Consider the following 15,900-nt stretch of genomic DNA (forward strand, 5'->3'; position numbering starts at 1 on the left):
ATGAGCGTTGTCACCCTTGTTCCGGCCTTCGCCCAGCGCCGTGACCGCACCCACCACCCGGTCGCCGATCTGCTCCGCCGTCGCTACGGCAGCGCTGTGCCGCTGGAGGCGGAAGCGCTGGGCCCGGACCAGTGGAACGACCTGCTGACCGGCCTGCTGTCGCACAAGTCGGTGCGGGCCTACCGGCCCGACCCGCTGCCCCAGGGCACGCTGGAGACCCTGGTGGCGGCGGCGCAGTCGGCCCCCACCTCGTCGAACCTGCAGGCGTGGAGCGTGGTGGCGGTGACCGATGCGGAGCGTAAAGGCCGCTTCGCCGCCTGGGCGGCCAACCAGGCGCATATCGAGCAGGCGCCCCTGTTCCTGGTCTGGCTGGCCGACCTGTCGCGCCTGGACACCCTGGCCAAGGCCAAGGTGGGGGAGGCGGCGGGGCTCGACTATCTGGAAACCCTGATCGTGGCCATCACGGATGCCACCCTGGCGGCGCAGAACGCCGTGGTGGCGGCGGAATCTTTGGGCCTGGGCACCGTCTATATCGGAGCCTTGCGCAATGAGACGGAGGCTGTGGCGCAGGAGCTGGGCCTGCCGCCCAAGGTGCTGCCCCTGTTCGGCCTATGCGTGGGCTATGCCGATCCCGCCCGGCCCACGGGCATCAAGCCCCGCCTGCCGCAGAGCGTGGTACTGCATCACGAACGCTACGACGCCACCGGGGCCGAGGCCGCCATCGCCGACTATGACGGCCAGGTGCGCGCCTATTACGCAGAGCAGGGCATCGCCGCCCCGGACTGGAGCGAGACGGTGACGAACCGCGTGCGCGGACCCGCCGCCTTGACCGGGCGTCACCGCCTGCGCCAGACGCTGCTGGATTTCGGCTTCCCCCTGCGTTGAGACCCGCCCCCATGTCGCTTCATCTGGAAGCCGATGTGCTGATCATCGGCGGCGGCCTGGCCGGATGCTGGGCCGCCGTGGCCGCCGCGCGGGCCGGGGCCGAGGTCGTGTTGGCCGACAAGGGCTATTGCGGGACCAGCGGCGTCACCGCCACCGCTGGGCCCAACCACTGGTGGGTGCCGCCGGACCCGGAGAAGCGCGCCCAGGCGGTGCGGGACCGGGACGCACGCGCCCTCGGATTGGCCGACCCGCGCTGGATGGCGCGCATCATCGACACCACCTGGCGTACGCTGCCCACGCTGGCGGACTACTACCGGCATTCGGTCACCGCCGGTGGTGTGCCGCACTACCAGTCGCTGCGCGGGCCGGAGTACCTGCGGGCCCTGCGCCGTTATGCCGAGGCCTCGGGCGTGCGCATCCTGGACCACAGTCCAGCCCTGGAGCTGCTGCTGCATGCCGACGGCTCCGTCGCCGGCGCGCGCGGGCTGCGCCGGCAGGGGGAGGGCGGGAACTGGACGGTGCGCGCCGCCGGCGTGGTGGTGGCCACCGGCGGCTGCGCCTTCCTGTCCAAGCTGCTGGGCAGCCGCACCAACACCGGCGACGGCCACCTGATGGCGGCGGAGGCGGGCGCCCGGCTGTCGGGCATGGAGTTCTCCACCTACCATACGGTGGCGGAGCGGCATTCCACCCAGACCCGCTCCGCCTCCTATGCCTTCGCCGACTATTTCGATGCCGACGGCCGGCAGATCGACACCGGCGGCAACCCCGACGTGACGCTGCCGCTGGCCCGCGCCCTGCTGGCCGGCCCGGTCTATGCCACGCTGGCGCGCATGCCGGCGGATCTGCGGGCCATCCTGCCCCAGATCCAGCCCGCCATCCTGCTGCCCTTCCAACGCCAGGGCATCGACCCCTTCACCCAGCGTTTCCCCATTACCCTGCATGGCGAGGGCACGGTGCGCGGCACCGGCGGCCTGCGCCTGGTGGACGATGACTGCCAGACCGACGTGCCCGGCCTCTATGCCGCCGGCGACGCCGCAACGCGGGAACTGATCGCCGGCGCCACCTCCGGCGGCGGGGCGCAGAACTCCGCCTGGGCGGTGTCGTCGGGCACCTGGTCCGGCCAGGCCGCCGCCCGCCTGGCCAGCGCCCGGGGGCGCCGCGCCCACCAGGGGGTGGAAGCCGCTGGCGGCGCAGGCTTGCGCCCCACCGCGGGCGCCCTGAAGGACGCGGCGGCACTGACCCGCCACCTGACGGAGGGGGTGCGGGCGGAGATGCTGCCCTATGACAAGATCCTGTTCCGGCGCGGGCCCGTCCTGGCCCAGTCGCTGGCGACCTTGGATGGCCTGTGGCGCGATGCCCGTGACCGCCTGGCACCGGGACCCGATGCCACCGCCCGGGTGCGGGCACGCGAAGCGGCGGCCCTGGTCGCCTGCGCCCGCTGGAGCACCGCCACGGCCCTGGCGCGGGGGGAGACGCGCGGCCTGCACCGGCGGGAGGATGCGCCCGGCCTCAACCCCGACCTGGCTCATCGCCTGCTGTCGGGCGGCCTGGACACCGTCTGGGTGCGCGCCGATGGCCCAGCTCAGCGCAGCCCGGCCCGGCGCAGTAACGTCGCCTGAGGGGAACGACCATGATCGAACTGGTGGTCGACGACCGCTGCACTCGTTGCGACACCTGCGTCCAGGTCTGTCCCACGAACGTCTTCGAGCGCGGCACAGATGGCCTGCCCCTCATCGCCCGGCAGGAGGATTGTCAAACCTGCTTCCTGTGTGAGCTGTATTGCCAGGCCGACGCCCTGTACGTGGCGCCCAATTGCGATGAGCCGGTGGCCGTGGATGCGGCATCCATCATGGCGTCCGGCCTGTTGGGCCAGTTCCGCCGCGATTCCGGCTGGAACGAATGGGAAGGCGACCCCGCCCATGCCAACCTGCACTGGCGCATGGGCGAGCTGTTCGCGCGGGCGCGGGCGGGCTGAGGGCCGTTACGCCCGGATGCGTTACGCCCGCTTGCCACCGAAGGTCAGGATCAGGAACAGGATCAACGCCGCCAGGCCCGGCCAGAACAGCAGGTGGTTCAACCCCTCCCAATGCGCCATGTCGCGCACGGAGGTGTAGGGGTTCACGAACAGGTCGATCTTGTCGCCGAGGCTGAGGTCGCCGGCCTTGAAGCGGTCGGGCGACTGGCCGAAGATCTGGCCGATGGCGCCGGCCATGTCGGCGAGGGCGCGGGACGGGGCGCGGATGCGGTCCACCGCCTGCTGGTAGGCCAGCACGTGGTTGCCGGCCAAGCCGATGATGGCCACCCACTTGGCCGCCTGGCGCAATCCGCCCGCTTCCGTTGCCATGATCCCCATCCCCATCAGAATTCAGCGCAGGCTAGACGGCGACTGGCGGAAGCGCAAAAGCAAAACGGCGCGGTCCCGAAGAACCGCGCCGTCCTGTTATTCAGATGATCCGGCGAAGGATCAGGCCTCGGTCTCTTCCGTGGCCTCGTCGGCGGCTTCCACCACCTCTTCCTCGTCCTCGTCATCACGCTGGCCGGCGACCATGCCACCGCGGGCGGCCTGCAGGCCGGCCTCTTCGGTGGTGCGGGCGACGTTCACGGTGATGCTCACCGACACTTCCGGATGCAGGACCAGGCGGACCTTGAACAGGCCCAGGGTCTTGATCGGGGTGTCGATGGCGACCTGGTTGCGCTCCACGGCGGTGCCGGCGGCGGTGACCGCCTCGGCAACGTCACGGGCGCTCACCGAACCGTACAGGATGCCGGTTTCGGCAGACTGGCGGATGATGATGACCGACAGGTCGTTGATCTTGGACGCGACCTTCTCGGCCTCGACCTTGCGCTCGGCGTTCTGCGCTTCCAGCTTGGCCTTCTGGCTCTCGAAGAAAGCCAGGTTGTCCTTGGAGGCGCGCAGCGCCTTCTTCTGGGGCAGCAGGTAGTTGCGGGCGAAGCCGGGCTTCACCGTGACCACTTCGCCCATGCGGCCGAGCTTCTCGACGCGCTCCAGCAGAATGACTTCCATCGTTCCTACTCCTTACTTCACGATGTAAGGCAGCAGGGCGAGGAAGCGGGCGCGCTTAATGGCGCGGGCCAGCTCACGCTGCTTCTTGGCCGAAACCGCGGTGATGCGGCTGGGCACGATCTTGCCCCGCTCGGAGATGAAGCGCGACAGCAGCTTCACGTCCTTGTAGTCGATCGCCGGGGCGTTCGGACCGGAGAAGGGGCAGGTCTTGCGACGACGGAAGAACGGACGACGGCCACCGCCGCCACCGGCCGGACGCGGGGCGCCGGCGTTACCCTGGGTGCCGAAGCTCATGCCCGGTCTCCTTCAGAAGAGGCTTCCATGCGGCGGGGCGGACGGGGGCCGCGATCGCCGCGGTCACCACGATCCTCGAAGCGGCGCGGACCGCGCTCGCCACGCTCGCCGCGTTCACCACGCTCGCCGCGATCGCCCTTGTTGGACAGCATCGCGGTCTGACCTTCCTCGATCTTTTCGATGCGGGTGGTCATGAAGCGCAGGACGTCTTCGTTCAGGCCCATGTTACGCTCCATCTCGGCGACGGCGGCCGGGGCGGAATCGTGGGCGAAGTAGACGTAGTGGCCCTTGCGGTTCTTCTTGATCTTGTAGGTGAGGGTCTTCAGACCCCACTGCTCGACCTTGGCAACCTGGCCACCGTTCTCCTTCAGGATACCGGTGAAGGTTTCGGTCAGGCCTTCCACCTGGGCGGACGTGATGTCCTGCCGTGCGATCAGCACGGTCTCATACAAAGCCATTTGATACTCCTCATGGCTGTTACATGGTCCGCCGCTGTTCCCGCCCGGGGCGCCGGATCATTCCGGGGACCAGGGGGTGGGCCAGCCGCACGGACCTAGCCGGCGCCATGGCAAAGGCACCGGCAAGGAGCGGTTGAAGCGCGGGCTTATATAGGAACGCCGTCCGAGGGGCAAGGGAAAAGGTAGTCTGCCCGCATCCCCGTCAGCGCCAGCAGACGTTGCGCCGCCAGGGCGACGCAGCCCGCCGCCGCCGGCCCTTGCGGCGCCGCCGGGATGACGGCCATGGTGTTGAACCACGGCCGCGCGCCGGCGCCAAACATGGACCAGTCATGGTCGGTGCCCAGGCGCCAGCAGGGCACACCCAGCGCCCCCGCCAGTTCCCCCACCGCCGTGGGCGCGGTGATCACCAGGTCCAGTGCGGCGGTCAGGGCGGCCACCCCCTCGATATCCTCGCGCAAATCCAGGTCGGACCAGCGGTGCAGGGTCAGGCCCAGGGCCCGCTCCACCGGCCGCAGCTCCTCCTCCGGCGCGCTGTATTGCAGGGTGATGGGAATGATGCCGGGCAGTGTCAGCACCGGGGCGTAGTCGGCCAGGGTGGTGTAGGCGCCGTCGCGGTCGCCGCGCCGGATGCCGCTGCGCCAGCTGATACCCACGCGCAGGCCGGGACCCAGCTGGTCCAGCCGGTCCCGCCACAGCGCGGCCAGATCCGGGCGCGGGGCCAGAAAGGGGGCGCCACCGTGCCAGTCGGCCAGGCGGGGGCGCAGCAATCCGGCCAGGCTGCCCATGGGCAGGTGCAGGTCCATGTCCGTGAGCGTGGGTGCACCGGGGGCGGAGGTTGGGGCCCGCACCACCACGCCCGGCAGGGCGCGGCCGATCAGGCCCACCAGGCGCGGCGCGCACTCCACCACCAGCTGCCCACCCTCCGCCGCCACCCGCCGGTGCAGGTCGGGCAGCAGGCTGGCGAACAGGATCTCATCCCCCAGGCCCTGTTCCCCCCACACCAGCAGGCGCTTGCCTGCCAGGCTCCCGCCCCGCCATTGCGGAACGGGGAAGGGGCGCCAGAAGGGGGCCAGCTGCCGCCCGCGCCAGCGCGCCTCATAATCCGGCCAGCCGCTGGCCAGATCCCCGGCGGCCAGGCGGGTGGTGCCCAGGCAATAGCGGGCGTCGGCATGATCGGGGTTGAGGGCCAGCGCCTGGCGGTACAGCGCCTCCGCCTCATCCTGGCGGGCCAGGGCCTGCACGGTGGTGGCCAGGTTGTGGACGATTTCCGCGTCATCGGGTGTCACGGCCAGCGCCGCGCGGAAATGGCGCTCCGCCTCCGTCAGGCGGCCCCGGCGCTGCAGGATGGTGCCCAGCACATCCAGCGTGGCGCCATGGCCGGGGCGCAACGCCAGCGCCCGCTCGGCATGCGACAGGGCCTGGCGCAAGAGACCGGGGTCGCGCACCAACAGGTCGCTGGCCATCACACGGGCCAGGTTCAGGTGGGCGTCGGCGTCGTCGGGCGCCAGGGTTACCGCCTGGCGCAGGCAGGCCGTGGCCTCATCCGTCCGATCCTGCGCCTGCAGCACCGCGCCCAGATTGTTCAACGCGTCGGCATGGGCCGCGTCCAGCGCCAGGGCCTGGCGCAACGCCGTCTCCGCCCCCGCCAGGTCGCCCATGGCCATCAGCGTCTTGCTCAGGTTGATCTGCGCCAGGATCAGGCGCGGGTTCAGCGCCAGGGCGCGGCGGTAATGGCCGGCGGCCTCATCCAGCCGACCCTGCGCCTGGCGGGCGTATCCCAGGCTGTTATGGGCGTTGGCATAGTCCGGCTTCAGCGCGACGGCGCTCTCATAATGGGTGACGGCCTCGTCAAGGCAGCCCAGGTTCTTCAGCGCGTTGCCCAGGGTAGTGTGCGTCTCCGGCTGGTCGGGCTTGAGCGCCAGGGCGCGGCGCAAGGCCGCCACGGCGTCGGCCGGCCGGTTCAGGGTCAGCAGCACAGTGCCCAGCGCGGCCTGCATGTGCGGGGCGTCGCCTTTCGCGGCCACGGCCTGGCCCAGCAGGTCGGCGGCGTCGGCATGCCGGCCGGTCTGGTGGTGGATCACGCCCAGCAGGTACAGCGCGTCGGCATGGCGGGGGGCTTGCGCCAGCACCTTGCGGTAGGCCGCCTCAGCCTCCGCCAGGCGGCCGGCCTGTTGGTACTGCGTCGCCTGGCTGAACAGCATCTGCGCCACCGCCGGCACGGCGGGCGCGCCCTGCTTCTTGTCCAGGCGGCGCTGGTTGCGGTTCATGTCGTTTCCCCACGCGATGACAGGCCGCAGACTAGCCTGCCGACAGCCCCCCGTCGATGGCGCCGCGGTTTCCAGGCCCAACCCCCCAAACTCTACCCGAGGAAGTACATCGACAGGCGTGCACGCTATGGTCGTGACCGTCACATCCCGGGCGCACCATGACCTCTCCTATCGTGACGGAGGTCGCCCATGTCTCAGGTTCCCGCGCGCGCCTGGTGCAACAACGAAGTGGCCTATCTGGCGTGGCGCCCGGCCACGCGCATCGACGGCCTGCTGGGCTTCATGATCACGCGCGTGCATGCGGATGGGGAGCGCCGGCTGCTGCCCACCTGGGTGGCGTTCACGGACCAGTCCAACCCGAACTGGCAGCAGCAGGACACCAGCGTCTGGCCCATTCAGAAATTCTCCTGGCGCGACCTGACCCTGCGGCGCAGCCGCGACAGCCTGTCGATACGCCAGCCCTTCACCTGCCATTATGAGATCATCCCCGTTGGCTACGCGGCGCTCGGGCGGGAGGCGGTGGCCGATTGGGTCAAGCGGACGGAGACGTTCAGCAGCGCGCAGCCCGGTGCCTATACGGGGACGCCGCGGCCGCTGTTCATCTGCGGCGACGCGATGGTGACCAACCCCATCACCGTCACCTGGACCTATGATGATTTCACCGCCGTCTTCACCAACGGCATCCTGTCGACGCAGAATCTGCGCCAGCAATTGCACACCCCCGCCGGCCAGGCGCCCAGCAAGGGCTATGTCCTGAACCAGGTGCGGCAGCCGGGCAACGCCATCCGCACCTTCCTGACCGGGGACGTGTTGCCCACCCTGACCGATTTCCTGGAACAGGTGGGACCGACCGACAAGGTCTATGCCGCCCTTTATGAACTGTCGGACCAGGAACTGGTGGCGGGCCTGACCGGGCTGGGCGACCGCCTGCACCCGATCCTGTCGACAGCGGGGGAGGCGACGAAGACCAACCCCGTCTGGGACCGCACCAACCAGGCGGCGCGCCAAACCCTGCGCGGCACGGCGGGGGAGGTCATCGACCGGCTGTTCAACAACAGCGCCCATATCGGCCACAACAAGTTCCTGGTGCGCACCGACGCGGGCGACCGGCCGCTGGCCCTGCTGACCGGCAGCACCAACTGGACGCCCACGGGCCTGTGCACCCAGTCCAACAACACCATCATCACCCACAACGCCACCCTGGCGCAGGTCTACCTGGATTACTGGAACCGGCTGAAGGCGGACACGGCCAGCTTCCCGGTGCAGGCGGACACCGGCGCGCCCAACCACAATGTCCAGCGAAAGCCCCTGCGCCGGGCCGACGGCCACGCCTATCCGGATTCTACCAGCAACCCCCGCGTCTGGTGCGCGCCGACCACCTTGGCTACCACCAAGACGTCGGCCACGCCGCCGGATCTGGCCGACGTCTTCCAGCTGATGGACCAGGCGCAGCACGCCATCCTGTTCCTGACCTTCTACCCCTCCGTCGAAGGCAAGCAGAGCATCATCGAGGCGGCGGTGGACCTGGGCAAGCAGCGGCCCGAGCTGATGGTCATGGGCGCCGTCAGCAGCCCGCAGGCCCTGCCCATCGAGGGGGATGCCAGCGGCGGCGATGACACGGGCGACGATACGGATGCCCAGGGCGCCCAGGGTGCCAAGATCCCCAAGCCCTCCGTCTACGCGCCCAAGGACGCGCCGCAGGTGCTGGTGGTGCGCGCCGCCGCCGTCGACATGCCCACGGGCGACCTGCAGCCCGAGCTGCTGACCGCCGGGGCCGCCATCATCCACGACAAGATCGTGGTGATCGACCCCTTCTCCCCCAACTGCGTCGTCATCACCGGCAGCCACAACCTGGGCTACAAGGCCTCCTACGCCAACGACGACAACCTGCTGATCATCCAGGGCAACCAGCCGCTGGCCCAGGCCTATGCCGTGCATGTCCTGGACGTCTATGAGCACTACCGCCAGCGCGCCATCCTGGAAGAGCGGGAGCGGGACGCCCTGCTGAAGGGACAGCCGGCCCCCAGCACCCCGCAAGGCGGTTTCCTGTCCACCAACGACCAGTGGCAGGACGCCTACCTGTCCGGGGACAAGGGCAAGGAGCTGGACTACTTCCTCAGCTGACGCCCTTGGCGGAAGGGGAGCGCCGGCGGCGAACCAGCAGCAGGGCGGTCCCGGCCACCAGCACGGCCAGGACCGCCGCACCGCCGATCAGCGCCTCGCGGTGGTTCTGCCGGGTCCAGTGATGTGCCTGCCGGGCCGGCGCCCGCCACCACTCCTTGGCGGCGGCGTCGAAGTCCGGCGCCGGGCAGGCGCGGCCGAAATGGGCCGCCCAGGGCTGGTAGGGGCCGGTCTTCAGGTAGCGCTGATACAGGGCCGCCACCCGGCCCTGCGCCTGCCTGTCGCGCTCGATGATGCGGCGGACGACGGATTGCCAGTAGGGATCCTCGATGGTGGCGGGATCGTCGGTCCAGGTGGCGATCCTCTGATCCTGCGCATAAGTCACCGCCCAGCACAGGGTGGCGGCATAGGCCTGGCTGGTGTGCGGCAACTGGTCGGCCGCATGCTCGGCGGCATCGGTGGCGATGAAGCGATAGTGGAAGCGCTGGTCCGGCTGCGGCGCGCTGTCGGCGAAGCGCTTGCGTTCCCCATCCGTCACGTACGGGGCCCCGGCGGGCGGCAGCGTGGTTTGGCCGATGCCGGCATCGTAGGCGCCCTGCAGGGCGGCCTCGTCCGGCACGCCCTCCGTCCCCATGATCTCCATGCCCTTCGTCCGGGCCAGTTGCGCCGCCTGGAACCAGGCGCGGGCGCGGCTGGCGGCCCACCAGGCGTTGCCGGCATCGTCCCGCGCATCGAGGTAGGCGCGCGCGTCCTTGGCAACGGCCGGATTATGATAATAGGCCAGCGCCTCCTTGCCCCGCCCCGCCCGCATCAGGCGGCGCGCCAGCAGGCTGCGCAACCCAAGGGGTGCGCCCTGGTAGCGTAGCCGGTCGGCCTCCTCATCGTATTTGTAGCCCACGCCCATGGTGTCCAGGAGGGTGTTGGGCCATTGCTTGTTGTCGACCGTCTGCGTCCAGCCGGCGACGACGCTGGCCGGCACCTTGGCATCGACATAGGCCTTCAGCTCATCGACGGTCAGCACGCGCTCCGCGATGTGCACCACGTCGCCCCAATAGGTGTCGGCCATGGGCATCAGCTGGTCCAGCGCCGCCACGTACTCGCCCCGCGCCAGGGCCACTACACCGCTTTCGCCTACCAGGCGGTTGCGCTTCGCCGCTGGCAGCGGACCATCACCGGTGGTTGGGAAGGCAGCGGAGGCCTCGGCATAGAATTTGGCAGCCTGCGTCAGGTCGCCTTTCTGCAGGGCCAGCTTGGCCAGGACCCAGCTGGCCAGCGGCCCCGGCTTCATCGCCGCCAGGCGGGCAGCCGACTCATAGTCGCCTCGACGATAAGCAAGTGCTGCCAATCGATCGGTGGCTGCGGGCACAGGACCATCGGGTTCGCCGATATGGGCCATGTGCAGTGCGCTGCTTAGCCAAACTAAATGGGGGGTATAGGGAGCGGGGTCGTTGGCCGTGTGTAAAACGTGTAAACGGCGTCTATCATCTTCAAAGGCCAAAACATGGATGGCCAAGAGTTGCTGAAGTAGTGGATCGGTAACCGTGGCGTCTAAAAGGTCGTCATTATTCAGAAGATGATTCGCTATGATGTTTAGGGACGCTACACCCTGATAGGAGTCGTGCGCAGCCTGTTGGGCATACAGCGCCACAGCCTGCGCGAGCGCCGGTACGTTGAGTGGTCCGGTCGCCTCAAGCCGCAGGGTGGCCGGCAGGCTGCCCGCCACCGTGTCGTCATCCGTCTCAGCCGTCGTCACCAGGGACAGCCCCGCTTGCGCCAGGCGTATGCGCGCCTCCTCACCCAGGCTGGCCACGCCCAGGCCCAGGGGGTCGGGGGCGCCGCCTTCGGCCAGGGCGCGGGCCTTGGCGAAGGCGGCCACCGCCGCGTCCGCCTGGTCGCGTTTCGCCGCCACCCGGCCCAGCATGTAGGCGGCCCAGACGGCGCGGGGGGCACCATCGGCCGCCGGCAGGTCCAGGATCGCCTGGAAGCGGGCGGCGGCCTGGTCCAGTCGGCCGGCCTTATAGTCCACGGCGGCGGCGGTGTAGAGCCGTACGGCGGCCGGCAGCTTTTCCCCCAGGGCATAGGCCTTGTCGCCGTTCCCGGCCGCGCGCAGGGCGCCGATCAGGGCCGGCGCGTCAGCCGGCAAGCCAGCCGTTTCGGCGTCGGTGCGCAGCTTGGCCCGGGTATCATCGGTCGCCCAGCGGTTCTCCACCGCCTTCATCGTGTCGGTGGGGGCGGGCACCAAATGCGCCGCCTCCCAGGCGAAGGGGTTGGCCGGCGTCTCCGCCAGCGTCACCTCACGGCGGTCCAGCAACTGCCAGGGGAAATCCGGCCCACAGGCGATGGCGATGCCGGCGACACCGGTCAGCAACAGGACGGACAGGGTGAGGACGCGAGGGCTAGGGGCGGACATGGATCACCAGCGGTGAGGGGGAATCGGGGCAGCGCAGCCAGCCCACCGCCCGGCGCTCCCCGGGCGGCAGCAGGCCGGGGGACAGGCGCACTAGGCGGGGTTGGGGGGCCAGGGGATCGCGGGCATAGCCGTTGGCACCGTCGCCCAGGGGGCACGCAGCCGGCAGGTCCAGGCCGGCGGGCACCTCGGCATCGGCGGCACCGTCATTGACCAGTACCAGGGATGACAGGCCGGGCGTCGCCGTGGCCTCGGCCCGCACGACGATATGGCCGATGGGCGTCTTCCCCCGCGCCACGGCTGCCCAGGTGACCAGCGACCAGGCGCGGCGATCCTCGGCGGTGGGCAGGCGGAACCAGGCGATGCCTTTGAGGTTGGGCGGCGCCTCGGCGCGTAAGGTCTTCAGGAAGGCGGCCACGTCAGCGGGCCGGGCCATCAGCTCCGCGGCATGCGCGCCGCCGCCCAGCAGGGGCGTTTCCCCTTCCACCGTCGCCAGGCTGTCGTCGGCGTTCCAGCTGACCCGCGCGCCATAGTCGGGCAGCGCCACGCGGAAGGGCGAGCCGAAGCGCTGCCCGTAGGCCGCGACCCAGCGGGCGGCCTGGGCCGGGTTGAACAGCCCGTCGGTGGGGGCGGCCACGGCATGGACCTGCAGCACCACCTCATCGGGCACCGCCACCACGTCGGCCAGCGAAGGGGCCGGCAGCCAGGTGGGCAGGGCGGTGATGGACAGGCGCGTGCCGCCCAAGTCCCCGCGACTTGGTCCCCCGCCGCCCAGCCGCGCGCGCAGGTCCGTCAGGAAGCGGGCATAGAAGGGCAGACGCGCTGTCGGGCAGTCATGGTCGATCTCCAGCCCCGCCACCGCGACTCCGGCCTCGCGCCAGCGTTCCAGCGGCGCCAGGGCCGCCGCCACCAGGGGGGCGGAATCGGTATCGCTCAACCGGCCGTCGATGCGCACCACCAGGATGACCGGCCGCCCGGCCAGGTGCGCGCGCAAGGCTTCCAACCGCGCATCGTTCAGCAGCGCGGGGGCCACCCGCCCCTCCGCCGAGACCTCCGACGCCAGCACACGCCAGGCGGCGACGTCGGGCGCCGCCTGGTCCATGGCCTGACCCAGCGCGGACGTCCAGGCGCGCTGCCAGACATAGATGTCGTTGGGCAAGGGGGTAGGCAATGGACCCAAATGGGGCGCAGGGTGGGACGGCATCAGGCCCGCGGCCGCCGCGCCGGCGCAGATCAGGAACAGGGCGGCCAGAAGGATCCGGGGCCTGGGCAGGGGCATGGGAGGGGGACGGGCGGCAGGGTAGGCTGGACGGACGCATTCTACCGTCGCGCCGGCCCCGCCGAAACGGAATTTCCAAGCCGCCGAAGGTGCGCCTGAAGCTAACCTCAAACCCGCCGCCCGACGGTCTCGCCAGAGGGGCGGCTTTCAGGAGATAATCGGTGTCACGGGATATATAACAGCTTCAGGTAGGCCTCCTGGCCACGTGAGCCCACCCGGACGCCAGAAATTATTTGCCGCGAACTTATTTCCTGTGGGGATGCGGTATCCGGCAGATGCCGGAATGTCCACTCGAACTGGAGAACTGCCAAGATATCCTGGATCCAAGCCCAGTAACTGCTCGAGTTTTCCAACGTCTCCGATGGGTTTGGCAATCGCTTCATGCGCTACCGAAGGCGGAATGACCCATGTTTCAGTTTTACCGATGATACCGGTGGGCACGGATGATTGAATCCCAATAGATCCTTACCATAAGGAGCTAATTCTTCTGGGCGTTCACCCTATTTCTGAAAGCGATCAATGCTGGCGGTTCACCACCTGTGACCTCTATCTGGAATTTGGAGTAAGCGTGCTCGAGGTCGCGATACTTCCGCAGAGTACCTTCACTGAAATAATAGTTCCCAGGTATATGTTCGAGCGGCGTCAGAATCCTTCCCGCTTTTGCGTCGGCGCTGACACCCTCGACCGAACCAGCGAAGGATCTCACCTCCGGGTCCATTGCGGCATAGCGGCGTGCCGCGTCTTCCAGTTCGAGGGCGAACTGCTTGAGGCGCTCCTGATCCATTGTCCTTCTCCCGTAGGAGGCGGCTTGATAGGGAGCAATGCCAGCCACGCTTTCCCTGCATCCGGATGGCGTGATTGACACCGCTGCTGCACAGCCATGGCCGCCAATGGAAATTTCAATCCGATATCAGGTTTTCTCCCGTTCAGCCTTCCTTCTAAAAAATTCGTCCCGTATTCTTTTGAATGTCGGATTTTCCGCTTCCACGACCTGAATTTTGAACTGCGCGTACACATCTTCGAGGTCACTATATTTTCTCAACTTTCCCTCAATGAAAAGCCACGCCCCCGGAACATCTTCGAGAGGTACTATAATATTTCCCGACTTCGCCTCTCGAATTATAGGCTCCAATTCCTTCAATAGGGAAGCTGCCTCCGCCTCCTGATTCGCATAACGCCACAGCAACGCTTCTAGATCAGTCGCAAGTCTCTTTATAAGATCTTGATTCATTTTTTCCTCTAATTTCCTATCGATCCGATTTTGATCGGACTTCCCCATAATGATCTATTTGGCACGATGTACTGTGTCGCACCGCCAACGTGCTGCACCAAACCACCAAGCTCACTCGTAGGTGCCACTTTATTCACAAAAACCGCCGGTGAATCCACCTGAGTGAGAGGTGATATTTGGTAAATGTCATACGTGGGTGCGCTGCTAGTTATCGGTAATGCCAAATATTCATCCAATCCTTTTCCCGACGCTATCGCCTCATCCAAATGTTCCATGGTGGTGAAATATGGTGAGTAAGGGGTAACGCTAGCCCCCTGGGGAACGATCTTAACTAACGGGCTTGATATTTTGCGCAGCTCTGGAATGTCTGATCCTGATCTGACCATGCCCAAACCGCGTTCGTAAACCTGACTGAAACTTGCTTTCGGATCGGCAGCACTAAGTTCTTGCAGGAGCTGCGCCCCCTGTTCGCTATCCAAGTACCGCTTTCCCTCTTCACGAGTGAGCCCCTGGGGTTCAAACGTTTTAGCATCCTTGATCTGCTCGGCATATTGCTCCCGTAAAGTCTTCAGGTCGGGCTTGGGCACCTTTGGCGGCAACGGCGGGTCCGCCGGCGGCGGGGGCAGTTCCTCCGCCACCGGGCGCTTACCGCCCGACGCCGGCTTCACCTTGGCGACCAGGGCGATGAGGGCGTTGATGGTCAGGATGGTGAGGCCGGCGGCGGTGCGTTTGGCGGCCTCGTCCAGATCGTGCTGTGGTTCGCTTGATCGGGTTCGCTTGATCGGGTTCGCTTGATCGGGTTCGTGTTTCGTGCGAGTATGTGGCCAGATGAGATTAGGAGTTGGACATGCCCGTTATCGCATTTGCCTCTCATAAAGGGGGGTGTGGAAAAACCACCATCACCACATCTCTCGCGCAGTATCTGCGGTCGTGTGGACACACGGTGTCCATTCTGGATTGCGATGCAAACGGGCACGCGTCCGATATTATCAACTTCTACAATGCTGCAAGGCAGGATGCCCCAATAACCGTTTTCCCCAATACGGACGAAAGAAATCTCTATGCGAGATTGAGCGAGGCGCAGGGAAACGACTTCATCCTTCTCGACCTCCCGGGTATTGCCTCCCAGCTAACCCTCATGGCCCTTACCCGGGCTCACCTGATCATTATACCCATACAACCCTCCCGTATGGACGCTCGGGATGGCGCAAAAACCGCCCAATTAGCCAGGGCAGCTGAGGAAACAATTGGGCGAAAGATCGAAACCCGATTCCTGCTATCCCGCTGGCCGGTCATGCAGGAGACCTTAGTCGCCAAGCACACAAAAAGCGCCCTGCAAAGCTACTCAATCGGCGTGCTGCCGACGCCGTTTATGGATCGGACCGCCTTTAAAGAGCTAACATACAATGGGCAGAGCCCGTCCATCACGGATCCTGAGGGCAACGCGGCCCTCAACATCAAGAGCATAGCAAACGACATTCTTTCAGTCCTTTCCCAGGTGGCCCGGGCGGCCGCCGCCAGTGCAGCGTGAGGATGGCAATGGCAAAGCGACCTGACGCTCCCAGGTTGGGCTCTACCGACCTGGGGGTCATCATCAAGCCCGCGGCTGCCACAACAGCAAGCGAGGCTCCGACTGATGATTGGAAAGCTCTCAATGCTGTTCCAAGCACAGATGTGGCTATCGCCGATTTCAGAGAAGCTGCGGACCTTCCCAGTCTCCTCCCCGAGGAGATACCCAGTGTACAGGTGCCGTTCAAGATCGACATCCCGCCTTACACAAGGGATGCGATCGCCGCCAGGGCGAAGGAGGAAGGGCGTCCCATCCGCATAATCATCCTCGAGATTCTTAGAGCCTCGGGGTTCCCAGTCAATCAGGCTGACATGTACGAGGACGGCCGGCAACTGCGAGGTAGGCGGGCCATTACAGGACGCT

At 67.3% G+C, this 15,900-nt stretch carries 15 protein-coding genes; 5 read left to right on the plus strand and 10 right to left on the minus strand.

From position 1 onward, the window contains the following. From P5F91_RS24680 to P5F91_RS24690, 3 genes are read left to right on the plus strand one after another with little or no spacing between them, the layout of a single operon-like run. Complete coding sequence (locus tag P5F91_RS24680) at window positions 1-885, plus strand: NADPH-dependent oxidoreductase (RefSeq protein WP_277908546.1); 885 nt, start codon at window positions 1-3, stop codon at window positions 883-885. An 11-nt stretch (window positions 886-896) separates the two neighbouring features. Then, a complete protein-coding gene (locus P5F91_RS24685; RefSeq protein WP_145609911.1) occupies window positions 897-2,504 on the plus strand; it encodes an FAD-binding protein in 1,608 nt (535 codons plus the stop codon). Between the two features lie 11 nt (window positions 2,505-2,515). Continuing rightward, window positions 2,516-2,860, plus strand: a complete 345-nt coding sequence (locus tag P5F91_RS24690) for a 4Fe-4S dicluster domain-containing protein (protein ID WP_145609912.1) — start codon at window positions 2,516-2,518, stop codon at window positions 2,858-2,860. A 21-nt stretch (window positions 2,861-2,881) separates the two neighbouring features. Here the strand turns inward: P5F91_RS24690 and P5F91_RS24695 are convergent, their stop codons facing one another. The 5 genes from P5F91_RS24695 to P5F91_RS24715 all read right to left on the minus strand — a co-directional run bounded on the left by P5F91_RS24695 (window position 2,882) and on the right by P5F91_RS24715 (window position 6,929). Further along, entirely contained in the window at window positions 2,882-3,229 is a 348-nt protein-coding gene (locus P5F91_RS24695) for a hypothetical protein (protein WP_145609913.1), read from the minus strand. A gap of 120 nt (window positions 3,230-3,349) precedes the next feature. Then, window positions 3,350-3,910, minus strand: coding sequence for a 50S ribosomal protein L9 (rplI, locus tag P5F91_RS24700; protein ID WP_145609914.1), 561 nt, complete (start codon window positions 3,908-3,910; stop codon window positions 3,350-3,352). A gap of 12 nt (window positions 3,911-3,922) precedes the next feature. Further along, window positions 3,923-4,204, minus strand: coding sequence for a 30S ribosomal protein S18 (gene rpsR, locus P5F91_RS24705; RefSeq protein ID WP_044561423.1), 282 nt, complete (start codon window positions 4,202-4,204; stop codon window positions 3,923-3,925). Continuing rightward, entirely contained in the window at window positions 4,201-4,662 is a 462-nt protein-coding gene (rpsF, locus tag P5F91_RS24710; protein ID WP_145609915.1) for a 30S ribosomal protein S6, read from the minus strand. The genes rpsR and rpsF overlap by 4 nt, the downstream gene beginning before the upstream one ends. 146 nt (window positions 4,663-4,808) lie before the next feature. After that, window positions 4,809-6,929: a tetratricopeptide repeat protein gene (locus P5F91_RS24715; RefSeq protein ID WP_277908547.1), complete on the minus strand. Its 2,121-nt coding sequence runs from the start codon at window positions 6,927-6,929 to the stop codon at window positions 4,809-4,811. A 189-nt stretch (window positions 6,930-7,118) separates the two neighbouring features. Between P5F91_RS24715 and P5F91_RS24720 the strand changes: the two genes are divergently transcribed. After that, window positions 7,119-9,053: a phospholipase D-like domain-containing protein gene (locus tag P5F91_RS24720; protein ID WP_277908548.1), complete on the plus strand. Its 1,935-nt coding sequence runs from the start codon at window positions 7,119-7,121 to the stop codon at window positions 9,051-9,053. Here the strand turns inward: P5F91_RS24720 and P5F91_RS24725 are convergent. The 5 genes from P5F91_RS24725 to P5F91_RS24745 form a co-directional block, all read right to left on the minus strand. Then, complete coding sequence (locus P5F91_RS24725) at window positions 9,046-11,460, minus strand: hypothetical protein (protein ID WP_277908549.1); 2,415 nt, start codon at window positions 11,458-11,460, stop codon at window positions 9,046-9,048. The genes P5F91_RS24720 and P5F91_RS24725 overlap by 8 nt on opposite strands. Then, window positions 11,447-12,616: a DUF3142 domain-containing protein gene (locus tag P5F91_RS24730; protein WP_277908550.1), complete on the minus strand. Its 1,170-nt coding sequence runs from the start codon at window positions 12,614-12,616 to the stop codon at window positions 11,447-11,449. The genes P5F91_RS24725 and P5F91_RS24730 overlap by 14 nt, the downstream gene beginning before the upstream one ends. A gap of 598 nt (window positions 12,617-13,214) precedes the next feature. Further along, window positions 13,215-13,520, minus strand: a complete 306-nt coding sequence (locus P5F91_RS24735; RefSeq protein WP_277908551.1) for a hypothetical protein — start codon at window positions 13,518-13,520, stop codon at window positions 13,215-13,217. A gap of 126 nt (window positions 13,521-13,646) precedes the next feature. Beyond that, window positions 13,647-13,967: a hypothetical protein gene (locus P5F91_RS24740; RefSeq protein WP_145609921.1), complete on the minus strand. Its 321-nt coding sequence runs from the start codon at window positions 13,965-13,967 to the stop codon at window positions 13,647-13,649. An 8-nt stretch (window positions 13,968-13,975) separates the two neighbouring features. Continuing rightward, window positions 13,976-14,605 carry a hypothetical protein gene (locus P5F91_RS24745; protein ID WP_277908552.1) on the minus strand — a complete coding sequence of 210 codons (630 nt, stop codon included), beginning with the start codon at window positions 14,603-14,605 and terminating at the stop codon, window positions 13,976-13,978. A 209-nt stretch (window positions 14,606-14,814) separates the two neighbouring features. Here P5F91_RS24745 and P5F91_RS24750 point away from each other — a divergent pair, with 209 nt between their 5' ends. After that, a complete protein-coding gene (locus tag P5F91_RS24750) occupies window positions 14,815-15,498 on the plus strand; it encodes a ParA family protein (RefSeq protein WP_277908553.1) in 684 nt (227 codons plus the stop codon). Window positions 15,499-15,900 lie beyond the last annotated feature (402 nt).

It is taken from the genome of Nitrospirillum amazonense (assembly GCF_029594735.1).
Taxonomy (GTDB): domain Bacteria; phylum Pseudomonadota; class Alphaproteobacteria; order Azospirillales; family Azospirillaceae; genus Nitrospirillum; species Nitrospirillum amazonense.

Bases quoted from the DNA above. Each gene is read 5' to 3' on its own strand.
- P5F91_RS24680 (WP_277908546.1), top strand. From the start codon at position 1: ATGAGCGTTGTCACCCTTGTTCCGGCCTTCGCCCAGCGCCGTGACCGC.
- P5F91_RS24685 (WP_145609911.1), top strand. From the start codon at position 897: ATGTCGCTTCATCTGGAAGCCGATGTGCTGATCATCGGCGGCGGCCTG.
- P5F91_RS24690 (WP_145609912.1), top strand. From the start codon at position 2,516: ATGATCGAACTGGTGGTCGACGACCGCTGCACTCGTTGCGACACCTGC.
- P5F91_RS24695 (WP_145609913.1), bottom strand. From the start codon at position 3,229: ATGGCAACGGAAGCGGGCGGATTGCGCCAGGCGGCCAAGTGGGTGGCC.
- rplI (WP_145609914.1), bottom strand. From the start codon at position 3,910: ATGGAAGTCATTCTGCTGGAGCGCGTCGAGAAGCTCGGCCGCATGGGC.
- rpsR (WP_044561423.1), bottom strand. From the start codon at position 4,204: ATGAGCTTCGGCACCCAGGGTAACGCCGGCGCCCCGCGTCCGGCCGGT.
- rpsF (WP_145609915.1), bottom strand. From the start codon at position 4,662: ATGGCTTTGTATGAGACCGTGCTGATCGCACGGCAGGACATCACGTCC.
- P5F91_RS24715 (WP_277908547.1), bottom strand. From the start codon at position 6,929: ATGAACCGCAACCAGCGCCGCCTGGACAAGAAGCAGGGCGCGCCCGCC.
- P5F91_RS24720 (WP_277908548.1), top strand. From the start codon at position 7,119: ATGTCTCAGGTTCCCGCGCGCGCCTGGTGCAACAACGAAGTGGCCTAT.
- P5F91_RS24725 (WP_277908549.1), bottom strand. From the start codon at position 11,460: ATGTCCGCCCCTAGCCCTCGCGTCCTCACCCTGTCCGTCCTGTTGCTG.
- P5F91_RS24735 (WP_277908551.1), bottom strand. From the start codon at position 13,520: ATGGATCAGGAGCGCCTCAAGCAGTTCGCCCTCGAACTGGAAGACGCG.
- P5F91_RS24740 (WP_145609921.1), bottom strand. From the start codon at position 13,967: ATGAATCAAGATCTTATAAAGAGACTTGCGACTGATCTAGAAGCGTTG.
- P5F91_RS24750 (WP_277908553.1), top strand. From the start codon at position 14,815: ATGCCCGTTATCGCATTTGCCTCTCATAAAGGGGGGTGTGGAAAAACC.